Here is an 18,621-nt window from a genome sequence, read left to right as displayed (position 1 = left end):
GAAGCGGGTGGCTCCCTATTGATTGTTTGAGGTAAACGTGCGTTTTCTTATTGCTGCATTGATCGGCCTGCTTGTTTCCTTTCCGCTACAGGCCCGCGTTTTTAATCCGCAAAGCTTTACACTGAAAAACGGGATGCAGGTGGTCCTGATCCCCAATACCCGCGTCCCTGTTGTAAAACACATGGTTTGGTATCGCGTTGGTTCGGCTGATGAACCGGCAGGTAAGTCCGGCATTGCTCATTTTTTTGAACATTTGATGTTTAAGGGAACTCCCAGCATCCCTGCGGGTGAGTTTTCAAAAATCGTTGCCAAAAACGGCGGACGCGACAACGCCTTTACCTCGTATGATTATACCGCCTATTTTCAAACCGTGGCCAAAGATCGCCTCGAACTGGTTATGAAAATGGAAGCCGATCGTATGACGCACTTGACCCTGACCAAAGAGGTCATTGAACCGGAGCGTCTCGTCATCTTGGAAGAACGTCGCCAGCGTACCGATAACGACCCCGGTGCACAATTGCGCGAACAAATTGACACCGTTCAATATATGAACCATCCCTACCGCATTCCTGTGATCGGCTGGGCACACGAGATTGAGAATCTCAGCCTCAAAGACCTGCGAGATTTCTACAAAAAATGGTATGCGCCCAACAACGCTGTTTTGGTCGTTGAGGGCGATGTCACTATGGAAGAACTGCGCCCTCTGGCTGAAAAATATTACGGTGTTATCCCACGCGGGCCCGACATAATCCGCCAACGCCCGAGCGAGCCCCCCGCCCATGCAGATCGCCGTGTGATAAAAAAAGACCCGCGTGTGCGTCAAGCCAGCCTGCAACGCAGTTACCTTGCCCCCAGCTATGGCGATGATAAAACAGATACAAAGGCACCTTATGCCTTGCAAATTCTCGAACAAATTATGAGCGGCTCAGCCACTAGTCGCCTCTATCAATCCTTGGTCGTGGACCAGAAACTCGCGGTGTCTGCGGGTATGTCCTATTCCCCAAACCGTCTGGATGTGTCCGAACTGACCTTCTGGGCCAGTCCACAACAGGGGGTGTCCCTCGATAAACTGGAAAAAGCCCTGATCAAGGAAATCGACTTGCTGATTGAAAAAGGCGTCGCACAGGATGAAGTCCTGCGTGCCCAAAAATCCCTCATCAACGATGCGGTATTTGCCCGTGACAATCTGGGGACGGGTGCACAGGTACTTGGTTCCTCCCTCGCCATCGGTATGACAACCGACAAAACCGAAAATTGGCCCGACGATATCAAATCCATCTCACGTGATGACGTCAATCGGGCTTTGCGCAGCGTACTGGAAAACAAACACACCGTAACCGGCATTTTGATGGCGGCTGAGAAGGGAGCGAAACAATGATCCGATTTATTTTCTTTGCCGTCACAATCTTGCTAAGCTTGCCCGCATATGCCTTGGCCCCCGTCCAAAAAGTCATATCAGAAAACGGCATTGAGGCCTGGCTGATCGAAGACCATACCAATCCCATCGTTTCCCTGCATTTCGGCTTTCAAGGCGGCAGTGCACTAGACCCTGTTGGAAAAGAAGGATTGGCCCGTCTGGCTTCTGCAACGATGGATGAAGGCGCCGGAGAATGGAATTCACAAAGTTTTCAGGCTCGATTAAATGATCTGTCCATAACGTTACGGTTTGAAGCCAGCATGGATCGTTTTGGCGGTCACGTCCTGACTTTGCGGGAAAACCTGGAACCCGCCCTTGAGATGTTAAATCAGGCCTTGCTTGCTCCACGTTTTGAAAAAGACGCTGTTGAACGTATTCGTGCGCAAATTCTGGCAGAGCTGCGCCAACGCGAAGAAGACCCCAATACCATTGCGGCCCTGACCTTATATCGATCTATTTTTGCCGATCACCCCTATGCACGTGGATCAAAAGGAACCATTGAGGGGGTGCAAAACATCACCCAAGCCGACTTACATGATTTTGTGCAAACCCGCCTCAGCCGCCATGATTTAAAGATCGGGGTTTCCGGTGATATCACAGCAACCGAATTAGAAAAATTACTGGATAAAACCTTCGCCGCCCTGCCTGAAAAAACAGAAAACCGCCCGGTTTCTGATGCGGTTCTGCATTTGGACAATGAACTGAGCGTCGTTCAAAAACCCGTCCCCCAAAGCAGTCTTCTGTTCGTACAGGAAGGGATTGAACGCCATGACAAGGATTTCTACGCAGCCTATGTTCTGAATTATATTTTAGGCGGCGGTGGTTTTTCCTCTCGCCTGACTGAAGAAGTTCGTGAAAAACGCGGACTTGTCTATTCCGTCTACAGTTATTTGGCAGGCTATCAGCATGCCAATCTGTGGGTTGTTGGTGCGGGTACCCAGAATGCGCGGGTGAAAGAAACATTGGATGTTGTGCGCGCTGAATGGGCAAAAGCCGCCACACAAGGTGTCAGCGCCGAAGAAGTGCAGGATGCCAAAACGTTTTTAACCGGCTCCTTTGCCCTGCGATTTAATTCCAGTGATAATATTGCGGCAATTCTTCTCGGGATGCAGATGGATAAACTGCCCATCGATTTTCTAGAGAAACGTAATAAACAAGTGGAAGCCGTGACCCTTGAAGACGTCAACCGAGTTGCAAAAACCCTGCTGACACCGGACAAATTAAAAGCCGTTGTTGTTGGTCAACCCGAAGGCCTTTAACAAAAAAAGCCCGCTGTTATTTATGAACAGCGGGCTTTTTTTCGAATAAACGATCTTATTTTTTATATTTTTCGACGAACTGGTCGTAAGCTTCCAATGTTTGCGCGCCATAGATCATGGACGGGCCACCGCCCATATAAACCGCCATCCCGACAGTCTCTGCCACTTCTTCACGGGTTGCCCCATGACGCAAAGCAGCCTTGACATGAAACGCAATACAACCATCACAACGCGTAGTAATGGCAATCGCAATAGCCAGCAATTCTTTGGTTTTCGGGTCGAGAACACTATCTGCACTCGCTTTTTCAGCCAGTTGTGTGAATGCATTCATCGTATCCGGAATCGCTGTACGCAACGTTTTAATCGCGCCTGTCAAATCCTTGGCGATATCGGGATAATTTTTACCCATGATCTATAACTCCATCCGTTTTTAATTTTAGATTATACTAATATTATGATTGTTTGAGAAAATCAACGACAAGATCGTTATCGCAAAGAAATCGCAGCCTCGGATTCATAGATCCGCCCCCCGTTTTCATCTGCGCGAACCAGCTTGATATAACCGTAATAGGTTCCTTCTTCCCAATAAAGGGCAGGGCGGCGTACCCCGGCATGCAAAGTACGATAGGACTGATCCTTTTCAATAACATTGCTGTAATTCAGGATTTCAACGCCTCCCGGCCCTTTGATCACATACGTCAGACGATCCCCCTTTTTCACATGCAGGAAACGTCCCCATAAAAATAACCGCGGCGAACGTACGGACAGGGTTTCATCATCATAAAGCCCTTCGACCAACCCATCATATTTCGGTTGTGACGCAGAAAACCCCATATCAAAAATATCAACCGAACGATAGGGCAGCTGATCCATTACACTTTTTGGCCAAAGGGCCTCATCACCTGCGCGACAAGCATCCTTGCGCGCAATCCCGACAAACGGATCAACGATTGCGCCGCGGCGTTTACCAGCCTTGGGATCGGCGTATTCGACTTTAAAATGGAGGTGAGGAAACATCGCACGACCCGAATTCCCGACAAAGCCAAGGATATCACCTTGTTTCACCACATCACCTTTTTTCACCCGCACGCTGTTTTTGCGCATATGGCAATATTGGGTAAACCAGCCTCCGCCATGATCAATGCGAACCCCGTTTCCGCATTCTTTATTTGCGATTTGTTCTTTCGGCAATTTGCGAAAATCAATATCTTTCATGCGATCGCGAATACCGACAACCACACCATCCAGCGCGGAACGAACAAGGACGCCCCCTTGCATGTCGCGGAAATTGCGGATCATAAAATCCGTGCCCTTGTGCCCATTATAGGTCTGTTCCCCACAGGCATAATCCTTGGATGTGTCATCACGGGCATGGTCGACATAATTTGCAATCCAGCAATTCCAGCCGATTTCGCATTCCACGGGCAGAATCATCTTGGCAGGCGGCTTGATTTCCTCCGCATAAAGCGGGCCGATCAAGAACAAAAACGTGCTGAGGAATATATAAATTTTTCTGGCTGACATGATGGGGCGCATTATGAAACATTCTTTTCATTGAAGAAAAGGGGGAATTTTCACTTTAGGGCTTTTTTAGTTCCGTATATAGTGCAGCGCACAAGTTATAAATCAAATATAGGGAATGGAAACCATGGAAGAGCTTTACGGCTACTCATACGATGAAATCGATGTCGGCATGACCGATGTTTTCTCTAAAACAGTTACAGAAGCCGACATTATGGCTTATGCAGGGGTTTCCGGCGATACCAACCCGGTGCATCTGAACGAGGAATTTGCCGCGCAAACCATGTTCAAGGCCCGAATCGCACATGGCATGCTCAGCTCCGGCTTTATCTCAGCCGTCTTCGGCACAAAACTGCCTGGTCCGGGCTGTATTTACATTGCACAAAACCTGAAATTCAAGGCCCCTGTCAAAATTGGCGATACGGTCGTTGCCCGCGTCACCGCCCTCGAAAAAGACGATGCCAAGAAAATGATCAAATTCGAAACTGTCTGTACCGTTGGAGACACCGCCGTTATTACAGGCGATGCCACCATTATGATCCCGGATCGCGGTTAATCGGTCGGTTTGATGAAATCTCGTTTTTCATTTTTGGTCGGGGCCTGTTTCACGCTTATCGCGTGCGACGGTCCCACCGCCGCCGAAAACCAGACGGTAAACCCGTGGGTTAAAGCTGCACAAAACGGTGTGGAATTTCGCGGTACCGGCAACGAACCGCCGTGGATTGTCGAACTTTCTGCCGGTAAAATGGTCTTGCTCACAGGGTATGACAAAAACCGCACAGAACAGCCCTATGTGGTCAATGGCCTGTCTTATTATACACAGGATTATACCGTCACCAAAGGCCTTGGCCCCTGCCATGACAGTATGAGCGGCGAAGAGTTTAAATTCAGCGTGACCATTCAGTCCGAGCATGAAACGTTAAAAGGCTGCGGACGCGATTTGCGTTAACCTTTGCTGCGAAGTGGGCTATTGCGCCGCCCTTTGCCACTGTGTGTCGTCACAAACTTTTGCGTTTTGTGTTTTCGCCCAGTGCGTACACCTTCCCCGCCTTTATTGCCGGTGCCTTTTGGCTGCCAACTGGGGACAAGGTGCTTTTTGCCGTTCCCGATCAAATCAGCACGCCCCATATTCTTCAAAGCTTCGCGCAACAGGGGCCAATTTTCCGCATCATGGTAGCGCAAGAACGCCTTATGCAAGCGCCGTTGCTTCAACCCTTTGGCGGTATAAACCCGTTCGCCCCCTTCCCGGCGCACCGGTTTCATGGGGTTTCGTTCAGAATAATACATCGCTGTTGATAACGACATCGGTGTCGGTGTAAAGGCCTGCACCTGATCGGCGCGATAGCCATTGCGTTTCAGCCACAAGGCCAAATGCATCATATCTTCATCTGAACAACCGGGGTGTGCCGCAATAAAATAGGGGATAAGGTAAAGTTCTTTCCCTGCTTTTTTTGCTGCCATATCAAACATTTGTTTGAATTTATCATAAGACCCGATCCCCGGTTTCATCATTTTGGACAACGGGGCGTCTTCGGTATGTTCCGGTGCAATTTTCAGATAACCGCCGACATGATGGGTGACCAGTTCCTTGACGTAGGATGGGCTTTTCACCGCCAAATCGTAACGTAAACCCGATTGGATGGAGATTTTCTTCACTCCGCGCAGGTCCCGCGCTTTTCGATAAAGTTCGGTCAGACTATCGTGATTGGTATTCAGGTTTTTACAGATACTCGGGTAAACACAGGATAAGCGACGACAGCTTGCTTGAATCTCGTCATCTTTACAGGCCAAGCGATACATATTGGCCGTCGGCCCACCCAGATCGGAAACCTGCCCTTTAAAATCGGGCATCTTATCGCGCATATCCTCAATTTCCTGCAAAATCGATTCGTGACTGCGGTTTTGAACAATACGGCCTTCATGTTCCGTAATGGAACAGAAAGAACAACCGCCGAAACAGCCGCGCATAATATTGACGGAAAATTTGATCATCTCCCACGCCGGAATACGTGCGTCCCCATACACAGGGTGCGGACTGCGGGCATAGGGTTGACCAAAGACCCAATCCATTTCCTTGGTGCTTAAGGGCAGAGGCGGCGGCGTAATCCAGACATCGCGTTCACCATGTGCCTGCACAATCGGACGCGCATTATTCGGGTTGCTTTCCACATGCAACACGCGAGAGGCCTGCGCGTAAACTTCCTGATCGTCACGCACCGTTTCAAAAGACGGGATGCGTACAACGATTTTTTCGTTTTCATGCTTATCACGCGGGGCCGTGTCATCGATAGACGTCATATCGATTTCCTGCCAATCCGCCATCATGGATGCATCGCGCATCAAGGCACAACCGCGTACGTCGAACATGGTTTTCGGATCATCCCCTTTGGCGATACGATGGGCAACCTCGATCAAGGCGCGTTCCGCATTCCCATACAACAGGATATCCGCTTTGCTATCGACCAGAACAGATCGACGGACCTTGTCCGACCAGTAATCAAAATGGGCAATACGGCGCAAAGATGCCTCAATCCCGCCAATCACAATCGGCACTTTTTTATAAGCTTCGCGTACCCGTTGGGAATAGACGATCACCGCACGGTCCGGGCGTTTCCCGCCTTCATCGTTCGGGGTGTAGCTGTCATTGGAGCGAATGCGACGGTCTGCCGTATAACGGTTGACCAGACTGTCCATATTGCCCGCAGTCACGCCGAAAAACAGGTTTGGCTTCCCCAAGACCTTAAACGGGTCCGGTCCCTGCCAATCGGGCTGAGCAATAATACCGACGCGAAAGCCCTGTGCCTCCAACGTGCGCCCAATGACCGCCATGCCAAAACTGGGATGATCGATATAGGCATCCCCGGTCACCAGAATAATGTCGCAACTGTCCCAGCCCAAAAGATCCATTTCTTCGCGCGACATAGGCAAAAACGGGGCCGTACCAAAACGGTGCGCCCAGTATTTGCGATAACTCATCAGCTCTTTTGGTGTTTCACGAACAGGTGTATCGGGCATGGTTCAAACGCTTTTGTTCACAGGTAAGGGAATTCGCAGTCTTCTAACGCGAATGGTTCCAGACTTCCAGATAAATCCGACTAATCCCCTCGGTTTTCAAGAGGGGGGTGTTAAAAAAGTCTCAGGCGCCGCGCATATTTCCCCATGCAAGCACATGAAGCTGCGGCAAAACACAGGCTGATTGCCAACGATCACTGGCAACTTTTTCCGCCAACCAGCGCAGACGATCCAGTACACCGGGAATATCAGCAGGCGCATCGCTATCGACCATATGGTTTCCGGCTTGTAGATAAAGTGGTAATTGCGGATAACGGTTTTGTACCTTTTGAGCAAAGGCATAATCAGCATCGTCAAAGATCACAACCTTCATGCTCGCTTGCTTATAAAGCCCAACGAGATCGACACAAGCGTCCAAAACATCCCAATCGGTTTTTACCCCGGCTGATGGACCTTTCGGGCTGAGCGTCAATTGATCCAGTTTTTTAAACCAGTCTCGCACCAGACTGCCCTGAGTTTCCATCGCAAACTGGTATCCCTTGGAATGACCCAGATCGATCAGGTCTTCCAACGGTTGCATGGCCGGATTGCCCCCGGACAAGGTCACATGCATCGGCGTTTGATCGCTCAAACGTTCAATTTCCGCCATGACCTCTTCGGTTGTCATTTTCTGCCATTGATCACTATGTTTGGGATCAACCGCATACATGGTATCGCACCAACGACACCGATAATCACATCCGCCTGTGCGTACAAACAGGGTCGGGCGTCCCATCATGGCCCCTTCGCCCTGAATGGTCGGGCCGAAAATTTCACAGATATTCAGCTTTCTGCTCATGGTCGGTACTCCGCCCATGTTTTTGGCGTTTCGCTGATGCGCACGGCAACAACTTCCGACCAGCGCGCATGCGACCAGTCATAAAGGTGTTTCGCCATCAATTCTGCGGTCGTGTTATTTTCCCCCAGAACATCGTTCAAATGGCGATGATCCAGTTCGTCATCAATATAATTCTTCAAATCGGAAAGTTCACGATAATCGCGCACAAAGCCCACACTGTTTAATGTGTCCGATTGCAAAACGACTTCGCAAATATAATTATGCCCATGCAGACGCGAACAGGGATGATCCGCTGCCAAACCATGTAATTGGTGGGAGGCGGAAAAATGGAATTGTTTGGAAATGGTAAACATGATTTTTACGCCTTGTTTGCCTGATAGTCTGCACGTGCCTTGATCCAAAAATCGGGATCGGCGTATTCGGTTGGGTCTTCGACACCCGCAAGATGGAAGGCTTCGCGCCGTTCCACGCAGGTACCGCAACGCCCGCAATGTACCTCGCCCCCTTTATAACAGGACCATGTGTCTTCATAAGGCACATTCAGTTTGACGCCTTCGCTGACAATCCCATCCTTTGGAATGTGCACGAACGGGGCATAAAGCTGCACATTTGCGTATCCATCCAAGGCTTGTGCCTGCATGGCATTGAAACTGTCGATAAAACCGGGGCGACAATCGGGATAGATAAAATGATCCCCACCATGAACGGCTGTTGCAACACAATCACAATTTTGTGCCGCCGCCGCGCCAAAGGCAATCGTCAACATAATGGCATTCCGGTTGGGGACAACGGTACTGCGCATGGTTTCTTCGGCATAATGACCGTCAGGGACAGCCACATCATCGGTTAAGGCAGACCCTGTTAACAAGGCCCCGATGGTGGTGATATCGACGATATCGTGGGCAACACCCAGTTTTTGCGCACACAAGGCGGCATAGGCGGTTTCTTTCTTATGGCGTTGACCATAATCGAAAGAGATCAGACGTTTCAGGTCACTTTCTGCTGCCATTTTATAGGCAAGCGTGACGGAATCGAGACCGCCTGAACAAATCACAATTGATTTCATTTCAGTTATCCTTGTTTTCTCCGGGTAGGCTGCGACCGGGATGAGCACCATTGCTCACGCGAAATGAGGGCGCTTTATTTCATACTCCACACAGAATTTCAAGGAAGGATATGGAGAACGGATTTTGTGAAATATCTGTTGAATTGCCCTTTAAAGCAGATAGATTCATAAGAGATTGTTTTCGCGCATAAATATTCGAGGTCGGACCATGTCGCAATTTGCTTTCCATATCCGCCCCGGCGGTGATCACCAGCCGATCGAGCTTGAAGAGCTGACAAAGGCGCCCTTACAAGATGGATTCCTTTGGGTTAATCTGGACCCGCAAGATGAAGCCTGTCCCTATCTTCTCAAGAAACTTGTTGAAATTGACAATGCGACATCCGAGGCCCTGTTCAACAACAGCTTACGCCCACGACTGGAACTAAACGAAGACGATATTTATCTATCTGTGCGCGGTGTCAATCTGCGCGAAACAGATTGCCCCGAAGATATGGTTAATCTGCGCATTCTCCTCACCCCTCATGCCCTTTTAACCTTTCACACCCGTGATTTGGTATCGGTGGCGACTTTAAAAAGCCAAATTGACAAGAAGCAAGCCTTTTCAAGCCAAAGCAGCCTTCTTGCCCGCCTGATTTCGCTGATGATTGAATTAATCGGTAATGAAATCGAAGATATCGCGGATCTTGTCACAAAAATGGAAGAACAATCCCTCAGTGATAACCTGGATGGATTGCAGGATGATTTATCTCCTGTTCGACGCAGCTTGCTGGGGTTTCAAAAACATTTACAGCCGCAGGCCAATATCCTGCATCGACTGTGTGAAACAGACAGCAAGTGGATCAAAAAACGCGAACGCACCCAACTTAAAAACCTTGCAGAAAAACTAAGTACACAAGTCGGTGAACTGGACCATTTGCGCCAACGCACAACCGTCTTACAAGAAGAGATTAAAAGTGTACAAACCGAAGAAATGAACAACACCATGTATCGGTTGACCATTGTCGCCACCCTGATGTTGCCTCTCAGCCTGTTTGCCGGCCTGATGGGGGCCAATGTCGGTGGTATGCCCTTTGCCGAAAGTCCCTATGGTTTTTTAATCCTCTGCCTGATTTCATTGGGAATGGGGCTTGGCGTCTATCTCGCCCTTAAGAAGTTGAAATGGATTTAAAATGTCTGAGTTAATCCAACAATTATCCGGCAACCAAATCATAGCTTCCCTCGTCTTCATGGCGGCGATGCTGGCGGTACGTTTTGTCTCTAACAGTTGGCTGAACAGCCGCTCGAAAATGGAGATCGAAGACCGACGAAGGATCAAATCCAATATTAAAAACGGCTTATTTCTTGTTGTTTTAATCGCATTGATTTTCATCTGGGCCCCAGCCTTACGCACCTTTGCCCTGTCCTTAACCGCCTTTGCCGTTGCCATCATTTTGGCCACCAAAGAACTGATCCTATGTATCAGCGGCTATATCCTGAAATCGACCAGCGGCTTAATCCGTGTCGGTGACTGGATCGAAATTGGCGATTTACGCGGGGAAGTCGTCGATCAAAACATTATGACCACATCCTTGGAAGAATTGGGTCATGGTCATAAAAAATATGAATATAGTGGACGTACCGTTCTTGTTCCCAACAGCTTGTTTTTATCAACAACCGTCAAGAATGAACGGTTCAACAAGCGTTATACTTATCACAACTTCAACATTGTTCTGCATCCTGAAATCCCCCTCGGCCCGATCCGGGATAAATTATTGAACATCCTGACAGAGGAAACAGAACAATACGCCGAAGTTGCCAAACGATACAAAGCCTTGATTGAAAAGCGCGCCGATATTCCGCTTCCCGATGCCTTCATTGACAGCCGGATCAGTTTTTTGGACGACACCCACGTCCGATTGACTTTTATCTGTTTTGTCCCGGTTGCCGAAGCAAGCCAAATTGAAAATAAAATAAAAACGATTGCCAGCGCAGAGATTGCCGACTGGTATGCCCGAAAGGCAGGTTAAACGATGCATATGGACCCCGCCCTTCCCCTCTTTTTAACAATCCTGCTTTTTCTGCTGGGGATATCGTTGGTTGGTGTCTTGATTAAGCAGCCCGTGATTATTGCCTATCTGATCACAGGCATTGCCGTCGGTCCTGCAGGATTTGCCCTGATCAGCGACCCGGACATGTTGGCCCGCATGGGGGCCGTCGGTGTGGTCCTGTTGCTTTTTTTCATCGGTATGGAAGTTTCCCCCACCAAAATTAAATCCAACCTCTGGCTGGCAGGTTTGGGAACACTTGTTCAAATCTCCCTCACCGTTTTAATCGTTGTCGGGATCGGCAAACTGTTCGGTTGGCCCTTAAACCGCAGCATCCTGTTAGGCTTCGTTGTGGCCCTCAGCAGTACGGCCGTCATCCTGAAATTGTTGGAAGACTGGGGCGAGTTGCAATCCAAAACCGGGCAAGATGTGCTGGCAATTTTGCTGGCACAAGATATCGCCGTTGTCCCGATGGTTTTGATTATCGGATACCTTGCCGGAACAAGCGAGGGCGGTAACAGTCATTTGTTATTGCAAGGAACCGGGGCAATTTTACTGGTTGGTTTTGCCATCTATATTGTGACACGCAAGAAAATCAACCTGCCCTTTGGGGATTTAATCCGACGCAATCACGAACTTCAGGTGCTTAGTGCCCTGTTCATCTGTTTCGGTTTGGCCCTGATTTCCGGCTTATTCGATCTGTCCACGGCCTTGGGCGCTTTCGTGGGCGGCATGTTGATCCATGCCACACGCGATACAAACTGGGTGGAACGCAGCCTTATGGGTTTCAAGGTGATTTTTATCGCCCTCTTTTTCGTGTCCATCGGTTTGCTGGTTGATCTCACCTTCTTTTTGGACAACGCCGGAACGGTCTTGGGTTTGGCTTTCCTCGCCCTTTTGCTCAATACCGTCTTAAATACTTTAATCCTGAAATTATTTAAACGCACCTGGGAAGAAAGCCTTTATGGCGGGGCATTGCTGGCTCAAATCGGGGAATTCAGCTTCGTCTTGGGGGAACTTGGTTTCAAAAGCGGTGTGATTACGTCTTATGGTCATCAACTGATTACGTTGATCATCGCCTGTACCCTGCTGGTCAGCCCGGGCTGGATTATTTTATGCAAAAAATTCTGCACAAAATACCTGACGCCCCTGGATGAACGTCAGGCTTTAATCGAACGTGAACGTCAATACGCCGCCCAAAATGCAGAAAAGGGAGAAATTATTCCCCCTCCTCCGGTCCCGACTAACGAGACAAAATATTGAAATGATCCGCGTTCAGGGCTGACAATTCAATCTCTTCACTGGCAACGGGATGACGTAGATCGTAGACACCGTTCATCAAACGTTTGCGCATCTTGGTCCCATCGGAATGTTCCGGGATCATGACCAAAACATCGCTGCATTCATCATAGCCACTTTGTCTTAAAAGGTGTGTCATCGCATCATTGTCAAACTGCACCTCGGCCCCAATTTGTGTTGCACCCGATTGCAGGGCTACGATTTCGGCCCAATTCAACAGGCTTTCGCCGATCCCCTGCATACGCAGTCGTGGATGAACACACAAGGCATTGATGGTTGCCGTTTTCATATTGGGCGTAAACACCGTCAAGACATAACCAATCGGTTGGTCGTTCAGCTTCGCCACAATGCAATGGGCAATCTGAGACAGGAAATATCGTTTCAATAACTTGCGATAGGTTTTTTTCTTGCCAAAGCACAAGTCCTCCAGCAACAGCAAATCTGCCAAATCGTCGGTTGTTGCATTTTGATACTGGATATGAACGATTTTGTTCATTTCTTTCTTTCCTTATAGAACATATTTAGTGACGGCATCCTGATCGGAACGAATGGATATCTGCTGCGTTTCCGTTTTAGGCAAACCTGCTGGATCATCAGACAAATCACCGATATTCAAGGCCTGTTTCAGGGTGACATTTTCCGCTTCCAGTCGGTCCAAGCGCTTCAAGATATCAAAGACGCTAAAGGATAAACTGTTGAATTCATGTGATAAATGCGCCAGTTGGCTTTGCAGCACACGGACTTCGCTGTTTTGGGTTTCTGTGCGGCGAAAACAAACCAAAGTCGCCGCCAGACTTTGTACATTGAACCGTCCGGTTCCAAGGGCACCGCGCTCTTGCAACAGGGGATGAATTTCTTCATCCGCCCAGACATTACGAAGCGCAATCGGCAACATGCTGAAAATTTCGGTATCGCTGAGACTAACACACAAGCGCGTCCACATAGACAAATCAGCGTAACTTTGCCCTGCTTTGAATTTAGGATTGTTGCGAATGCAATCCCCAAGGGCTTGTGTAAATTTATTCGTTTTCACAATCGATGACATTTCGACACCTGTTGATTTGTGGGCGTGAACGGCGAATTCCTGCGCCGTTCACTTTTCACAAAGGTTGCCGTAAACCGATATTAGTTTTCGACAACCAGTTTGCCTTCACTGATAATCACAGTGGCAGCTTCGTTGACTGAAATCGGCTCTTGCTCAGAACCGGATAATTGGACGCTGCATGCATCACAAAAACCTTGCAGTTCTGATTTTGCCTCGACCGGCACTTCCATATCACCATCAACAATGACAGTGTAGGACATGTCGTCTTCGTTGATTAAATCTGCTGCATGTGCATGAACAGCCCCAAAGATCATTGCAACGCCAAGGGCCAGAACAGATAAACCAGTCTTCATTTTTTTCTCCATTTAACGCGCCCACCAACTGGGCTGTAATCTCATATAGAGCCGGATATACACATTTGAAAAGCGAATAATATTTATGCTTAAATTCGATTTTTTCGAACTTATGAAAACCTTATAAACTTCGCTGCAAACGCCACGCATCCGCCCCGTCCCCATAATAAACGGGCAGATCGTCAATCTTGAGAAACCCAAATTTTTGATAAAGTGCAACCGTATCCGGATCATTTTTGCGCACTTCCAAACGCAAACGCCGATAGCCTTTTTGTGCCACATCAAACATGACTTTTTCAATCAAGCCGCTGGCCAAACCTTTGCCCCGATGAGACGGCAAAACAGCCAACGAATGAAGCCGGGCGGGTCGGTCATTGGGCGGGCAAAGACACAAAGCATAGCCCACAACCTGTTCATCCACGCAGGCAACAAAGACAGCATTTCTTATCCCGCGTAAATGATAACGTAACTGGCGGCGCGACAAACGATCGCTAAAAAAACAGCTTTCTTCAATATCCTGCAAGGCATCAAGATCGGACAACCAGGCGCGCCGAAATATTGCTTCCATGACCTTATCGCCCCCGCGTTTCCAAACGGCGCAAGAATTCCGCCATGATTTGCATATATAGTTCATCCCCCAGATAGGCATCTTCAATCTTATGATCAATGTTGGGGTTGTCGTTCACTTCCATCACGTAAGCCTTGCCATCGGCATACTTCAAATCCACACCGTACAAACCATCCCCAACCACTTTGGCGGCCTTCAGGGCAGCATCCAAGACGGGTTTGGGCACCTCGAAAGTCGGCAGGGTTTCAAAATCACCAGAAAAATAACGTCGCGATTCGTGATTATAAATTTGCCAATGGTTGCGCGCCATATAGTACCGACAGGCAAAAATCGCTCGACCATTCAAGACACCGATGCGCCAGTCATATTCCGTAAACAGAAACTCCTGCGCCAGCACCAAGGCGTTATCCTGAAACAACAACGTCAATTTTTCATGCAATTGTTCCCGGCATCCAACCTTGAACACCCCCAACGAAAAGGACCCTTCCGGCATTTTTAAAATCAACGGATAGGATAATTGGCGTTCAATATCCATCAGTGTTTCTTCGCTTTGATCACTGACAACCAAAGTCTTAAGACTCGGCACGCCATTATAATTAAAGGCGTCGTGCAAGAACACCTTATTACAACAGCGCAGGATGGAAGCTGAATCATCCATAACGATCAGCCCTGCAGCCTCTGCCTTATTAACCAAACGATAGGTATGATGATCAATCGCGGTTGCTTCGCGCACGAACAAGGCATCATATTGATCAATATTTTGTAACTCAGTGACCTGCAACGTCTGCGCATTGATCCCCAGTTTTGCTGCTGCCTTTACAAAACGGGTAATCGCTTGGCGGTTGCTCGGCGGCACCTTTTCTTCCGGGTCGATCAGAATCGCCATGTCCCATCGCAAACGCTTGCCTTTCGCACCACCGCGCCATACGATTTGGGTGAAGGCATGCAAAGCTTGCAGGAAATCTTCTCGTTGATCTACTGTCAGGACGGATGGCGATTCGCGTTTTAAGGTAAACCCAAGTTTGCCATGCTCACGATACAGCGTCACCTTTAAGACAGGGGCCGGAAATTGTTGAAACAGCTTTCCGGCCAAACGCGCAATGCGTTTATCTGCGCAGACACCGAAAAAGATAAAATGTTCCTGACGTTCCTTTAAGCTTTCCAGATCGGATACGTCATTTTCCGCCAACCAATAGCTTTCGGCTTCCGCATGACGGTTGCGCAATGCATTTATTGTTTTCACACTTGGTAACACACGATGGCAACGGGCCTCTGCCAACAAAGAACAGTAATATCCTTTGCTGAGATAATTTTCCGTATCACACAGATTAATAATACGTGTTTTGGGCTCGTTTAATTTCGGATAATCGTGCAGATATTTCTCAAAGCTAATCAAAGTTGCGGCGGTTTCAAAAGGCCAGTCCGCGCTGTCTTCCACAACAATCAATGTTTGCTGCATGAATACGGTTCTCTCATATAAACGAAGATTATCTTCAGTTTTCAAAATAAAAAGGAGGCAATATCCTGCTTTATGCCTCCTCTACGCTTTTGAAAAGCGAATAATATCTTAGTTTAAATTTGAAAAAATCGAACTAAATGCAAACCCTATTCTTCTTCAAGACTCGCGACATGATGCAAGCCTTCCAAGGCTTTTTCAAAACGGGTGCTATCATCATTTTCCATAAAGACGGAATAAACAGCACGCGCAAAAACCGGGGCTTTTTCGATCAGTTCCAGACGCCCGTCTTCTAAAAAGGGGCGCACCATACGCATGGGCAGGTAGGCAGACCCCCCATTGGTCAACAAATATTGTAAAGCCAACGGGCCATAGTTGGTAGTCACCGGTGCCATATCACGTGCGGGAAATTCACAGGCATGGTCCATTTTATATTCCGGTCCCCAATCAACAAAAATATAATCCTTGTCACTGGGGCCAAAAGCGCGCGTGCTGTCTGAAACCAGCACGAGGCGTTCTTCCATCAATTTTTCAACAACCAAGCCACTGCGATTTTGCGGGGTATAGGTAATGACCAGATCCAACAAGCCATTGACCAATTGCTGCATCAACCATTCAGAAGAACCGACATCGGCCAAAATCGCATAATCCGGCACCGCTTTTTTAATCCACGGCAACCATTTCACCATTAGGCGTTCCCATAAGGTAAACTGAACGCCGACACTTAAGCGCGCTTCAAAGGCGGTTGGCAAGGCAACTTCTTGCCGGGCCTGTTCCCATGTTTGAACGATTTTTTCCGCAAACGGACGAAACTGTGCGCCCGCTGGGGTCAATGTCGTGCCGGATTTTGTGCGAATAAACAGGGTTTGTCCCAACAAGTCTTCCAACTGTTTAATGCGTGTGCTGATCGTTGATTGCGTGACATACAACTGATCGGCAGCTTTGGCAAAATTGCCCAGCTCGATAATTGCCAGAAATGTTTTCGCTAAGGTAATGTCCATCCGACGCCCGCGCTCCTACGCTCAGCCCCGTTCGTCAGGCCGCATCCGTTTTTACAGCAGGCAAGACATCCTGTTTGGGTTTTGCGGCGGCTTCCATTTGTGTGATTTTTTGCTGAAGACGTGCGATTTCCTGCTCGGCATATTCCGTGTCTTTTTTGCGGCTGATGGCAATAACGCGCCATTTGGCAACAGACAACCACGTCAACAATGCCCCAAAGAAAAACCCAAACGCCAATGTGCCGAGACTCAGTAAATAAAGCGGAATATCCTGAGAAAAAGGCAGCGGCCAAAAATCAACCGCAATCGGTCCCCGGTTGGACACCGCAAAAATAACCACAACCAGCGCAAAGGGTATAAAAAGCAGCCAAGACAGGATTTTCATCACACATAACTTTCAAAAAACGCGAACGCACGCCAACTCCAAGCAAAGACGTCAACGTATTCGCCTGTCATACACTGAGGTACATACGCAAGGAAAGTGAAATCAGCCGTTCAGGCGTTCTCTCAATTTCTTTCCGGTCTTGAAGTATGGGACGGCCTTTTCGCCAACATCCACAGACTCGCCAGTGCGCGGGTTACGACCAACGCGTGAGCCACGTGTTTTGACGGAAAATGCGCCGAAACCGCGTAACTCGACCCGGTCACCCGTTGCCAACGCAGACGTAATTTCATCAAAAATGGTCGAAACAATTCGTTCCACGTCACGCTGGAAAAGGTGGGGGTTTGCTTCTGCCAAACGCGCAATCAGTTCCGATTTGGTCATTGGCACCTGCTCCTTATTTAAAATCGACCCGACGGTGGGCCTCCAATAGGCTTATTGCTTTTATTAAGGGTGCCAGACGGAAACCAAACCGTCAAGTCTAAGCCCTTCTGGAATCAACGTTTTATCAAAAAAACTTCCAAAAATTCGACTTTGTGTCTCCTGCCAAAAAGTTTCTTCGCCATATAAAGCGTCAAAAATCTCCAGATCTTTCGCCAATTTCTTCTGTTCAACCAACCAGCGGATTGCCGTTGCCTCGTTGCCAATTTCATCAATCAGACCAACTGTCTTTGCCTGTCGTCCCGTAAATATACGCCCATCGGCCAAGATTCTGGCTTTATCAATCGCCAAACCGCGGCGTTCAACCACCATGCCCAAAAACATCTGGTACATATCCATGATCACATCCTGCGTGACCTTTTCGGCTTCGGGTGTCAAATCTTCCATCGGATTCGGCGTGGCCTTCAAGGGCGAACTTTTAATCATCACCGGCTTGATACCGAGTTTCCCCATCAGTTCTTTCACATTGGCCGATTGCATCAAAACACCGATGGAACCGGTTAACGTCCCTTCGCGCGCCACGATATGATCACTGGCCAACGCCGTCATATAAGCAGCAGAGGCCGCAACCTCCCCCATCACGGCGACCACGGGTTTTTTCGCAGCCAGTGCCCGCAAGTTTTTATAAAGGGCTTCGCCACCGACAACCGTTCCACCGGGGCTGTTGATGCGTACAATAACCGCCTTCACCCGATCATCGCGGGCAAGTTCGCCAATCAAGTCATCGCGTTCCACATCGTCACTGATGATGCCATCCACCCAAAGACGTGCAATATGATCGCCATGTGACAACATATCAAAACGTGCTGCCAAGGCTAAAACCACACCACAAAGCGCAAGAATGCCTATGCCTTGCCAAATCCGCAATCGGCGTTTCAGGCGTATCCGGTCCAGCAACCAATCCGAAGAAAATGTCATCAATACCCGCTTTCTCATTCACTC

22 protein-coding genes are annotated in these 18,621 nt (G+C 48.6%); 7 read left to right on the top strand and 15 right to left on the bottom strand.

The genetic code is table 11. The features are described 5' to 3' along the window. Positions 1-37 precede the first annotated feature (37 nt). A complete protein-coding gene (locus ACN0VA_RS14730; protein WP_417821886.1) occupies positions 38-1,378 on the top strand; it encodes a M16 family metallopeptidase in 1,341 nt (446 codons plus the stop codon). After that, positions 1,375-2,676, top strand: a complete 1,302-nt coding sequence (locus tag ACN0VA_RS14725) for a M16 family metallopeptidase (protein ID WP_417821885.1) — start codon at positions 1,375-1,377, stop codon at positions 2,674-2,676. Before ACN0VA_RS14730 ends, ACN0VA_RS14725 begins: the two co-directional genes overlap by 4 nt. Before the next feature lie 55 nt (positions 2,677-2,731). Here ACN0VA_RS14725 and ACN0VA_RS14720 read toward each other — a convergent pair whose 3' ends face one another. Both ACN0VA_RS14720 and ACN0VA_RS14715 read right to left on the bottom strand, forming a co-directional pair. After that, positions 2,732-3,085, bottom strand: a complete 354-nt coding sequence (locus ACN0VA_RS14720) for a carboxymuconolactone decarboxylase family protein (protein ID WP_417821884.1) — start codon at positions 3,083-3,085, stop codon at positions 2,732-2,734. Between the two features lie 77 nt (positions 3,086-3,162). After that, a complete protein-coding gene (locus ACN0VA_RS14715; protein WP_417821883.1) occupies positions 3,163-4,200 on the bottom strand; it encodes a M23 family metallopeptidase in 1,038 nt (345 codons plus the stop codon). Between the two features lie 124 nt (positions 4,201-4,324). On the opposite strand from ACN0VA_RS14715, the gene ACN0VA_RS14710 reads away from it, so the two are divergent. Together ACN0VA_RS14710 and ACN0VA_RS14705 are read left to right on the top strand one after the other, a co-directional pair. Further along, positions 4,325-4,753, top strand: coding sequence for a MaoC family dehydratase (locus ACN0VA_RS14710; RefSeq protein ID WP_417821882.1), 429 nt, complete (start codon positions 4,325-4,327; stop codon positions 4,751-4,753). Between the two features lie 12 nt (positions 4,754-4,765). Beyond that, positions 4,766-5,146 (top strand): hypothetical protein, encoded by a 381-nt coding sequence (locus ACN0VA_RS14705; RefSeq protein ID WP_417821881.1) that lies wholly within the window; start codon positions 4,766-4,768, stop codon positions 5,144-5,146. Here the strand turns inward: ACN0VA_RS14705 and ACN0VA_RS14700 are convergent. From ACN0VA_RS14700 to queC, 4 genes are all read right to left on the bottom strand, one after another. Then, on the bottom strand, positions 5,143-7,173 hold the full coding sequence (locus ACN0VA_RS14700; RefSeq protein WP_417821965.1) for a YgiQ family radical SAM protein: 2,031 nt from the start codon (positions 7,171-7,173) through the stop codon (positions 5,143-5,145). The two genes, ACN0VA_RS14705 and ACN0VA_RS14700, sit on opposite strands and share 4 nt — an antisense overlap. 160 nt (positions 7,174-7,333) lie before the next feature. After that, positions 7,334-8,047 (bottom strand): 7-carboxy-7-deazaguanine synthase QueE, encoded by a 714-nt coding sequence (gene queE / locus ACN0VA_RS14695; protein ID WP_417821880.1) that lies wholly within the window; start codon positions 8,045-8,047, stop codon positions 7,334-7,336. Next, positions 8,044-8,400: a 6-pyruvoyl trahydropterin synthase family protein gene (locus ACN0VA_RS14690; RefSeq protein ID WP_188663105.1), complete on the bottom strand. Its 357-nt coding sequence runs from the start codon at positions 8,398-8,400 to the stop codon at positions 8,044-8,046. Before ACN0VA_RS14690 ends, queE begins: the two co-directional genes overlap by 4 nt. Positions 8,401-8,405: 5 nt before the next feature. Continuing rightward, on the bottom strand, positions 8,406-9,113 hold the full coding sequence (gene queC, locus ACN0VA_RS14685) for a 7-cyano-7-deazaguanine synthase QueC (protein WP_417821879.1): 708 nt from the start codon (positions 9,111-9,113) through the stop codon (positions 8,406-8,408). A 208-nt stretch (positions 9,114-9,321) separates the two neighbouring features. On the opposite strand from queC, the gene ACN0VA_RS14680 reads away from it, so the two are divergent. The 3 genes from ACN0VA_RS14680 to ACN0VA_RS14670 are packed head-to-tail and all read left to right on the top strand — an operon-like array spanning position 9,322 to position 12,400. Continuing rightward, positions 9,322-10,281, top strand: coding sequence for a CorA family divalent cation transporter (locus ACN0VA_RS14680; protein WP_417821878.1), 960 nt, complete (start codon positions 9,322-9,324; stop codon positions 10,279-10,281). A 1-nt stretch (position 10,282) separates the two neighbouring features. Beyond that, a complete protein-coding gene (locus ACN0VA_RS14675) occupies positions 10,283-11,119 on the top strand; it encodes a mechanosensitive ion channel family protein (RefSeq protein WP_417821877.1) in 837 nt (278 codons plus the stop codon). A 3-nt stretch (positions 11,120-11,122) separates the two neighbouring features. Then, positions 11,123-12,400, top strand: a complete 1,278-nt coding sequence (locus ACN0VA_RS14670; protein ID WP_417821876.1) for a cation:proton antiporter — start codon at positions 11,123-11,125, stop codon at positions 12,398-12,400. Here ACN0VA_RS14670 and ACN0VA_RS14665 read toward each other — a convergent pair. The 9 genes from ACN0VA_RS14665 to sppA form a co-directional block, all read right to left on the bottom strand. Next, a complete protein-coding gene (locus tag ACN0VA_RS14665) occupies positions 12,381-12,932 on the bottom strand; it encodes a GNAT family N-acetyltransferase (RefSeq protein ID WP_417821875.1) in 552 nt (183 codons plus the stop codon). The two genes, ACN0VA_RS14670 and ACN0VA_RS14665, sit on opposite strands and share 20 nt — an antisense overlap. Positions 12,933-12,944: 12 nt before the next feature. Beyond that, positions 12,945-13,481 (bottom strand): hypothetical protein, encoded by a 537-nt coding sequence (locus ACN0VA_RS14660; protein ID WP_417821874.1) that lies wholly within the window; start codon positions 13,479-13,481, stop codon positions 12,945-12,947. A gap of 80 nt (positions 13,482-13,561) precedes the next feature. Then, entirely contained in the window at positions 13,562-13,834 is a 273-nt protein-coding gene (locus ACN0VA_RS14655) for a hypothetical protein (RefSeq protein WP_417821873.1), read from the bottom strand. A 121-nt stretch (positions 13,835-13,955) separates the two neighbouring features. After that, positions 13,956-14,402, bottom strand: coding sequence for a GNAT family N-acetyltransferase (locus tag ACN0VA_RS14650; RefSeq protein ID WP_417821872.1), 447 nt, complete (start codon positions 14,400-14,402; stop codon positions 13,956-13,958). A 4-nt stretch (positions 14,403-14,406) separates the two neighbouring features. Beyond that, positions 14,407-15,861, bottom strand: coding sequence for a RimK family protein (locus tag ACN0VA_RS14645; RefSeq protein ID WP_417821871.1), 1,455 nt, complete (start codon positions 15,859-15,861; stop codon positions 14,407-14,409). A gap of 146 nt (positions 15,862-16,007) precedes the next feature. Beyond that, entirely contained in the window at positions 16,008-16,859 is an 852-nt protein-coding gene (locus ACN0VA_RS14640) for a LysR family transcriptional regulator (RefSeq protein ID WP_188663080.1), read from the bottom strand. Between the two features lie 34 nt (positions 16,860-16,893). After that, positions 16,894-17,241, bottom strand: a complete 348-nt coding sequence (locus ACN0VA_RS14635) for a lipopolysaccharide assembly protein LapA domain-containing protein (protein ID WP_417821870.1) — start codon at positions 17,239-17,241, stop codon at positions 16,894-16,896. Between the two features lie 102 nt (positions 17,242-17,343). After that, positions 17,344-17,622, bottom strand: coding sequence for an integration host factor subunit beta (gene ihfB, locus ACN0VA_RS14630; RefSeq protein WP_417821869.1), 279 nt, complete (start codon positions 17,620-17,622; stop codon positions 17,344-17,346). A gap of 63 nt (positions 17,623-17,685) precedes the next feature. Further along, positions 17,686-18,597 carry a signal peptide peptidase SppA gene (sppA, locus tag ACN0VA_RS14625; RefSeq protein WP_417821868.1) on the bottom strand — a complete coding sequence of 304 codons (912 nt, stop codon included), beginning with the start codon at positions 18,595-18,597 and terminating at the stop codon, positions 17,686-17,688. Positions 18,598-18,621: the final 24 nt, after the last annotated feature.

The organism is Terasakiella sp. (assembly GCF_048267425.1).
In the GTDB taxonomy this organism is placed as follows: domain Bacteria; phylum Pseudomonadota; class Alphaproteobacteria; order Rhodospirillales; family Terasakiellaceae; genus Terasakiella.
This window is presented reverse-complemented; position numbering and strand designations above follow the sequence as displayed.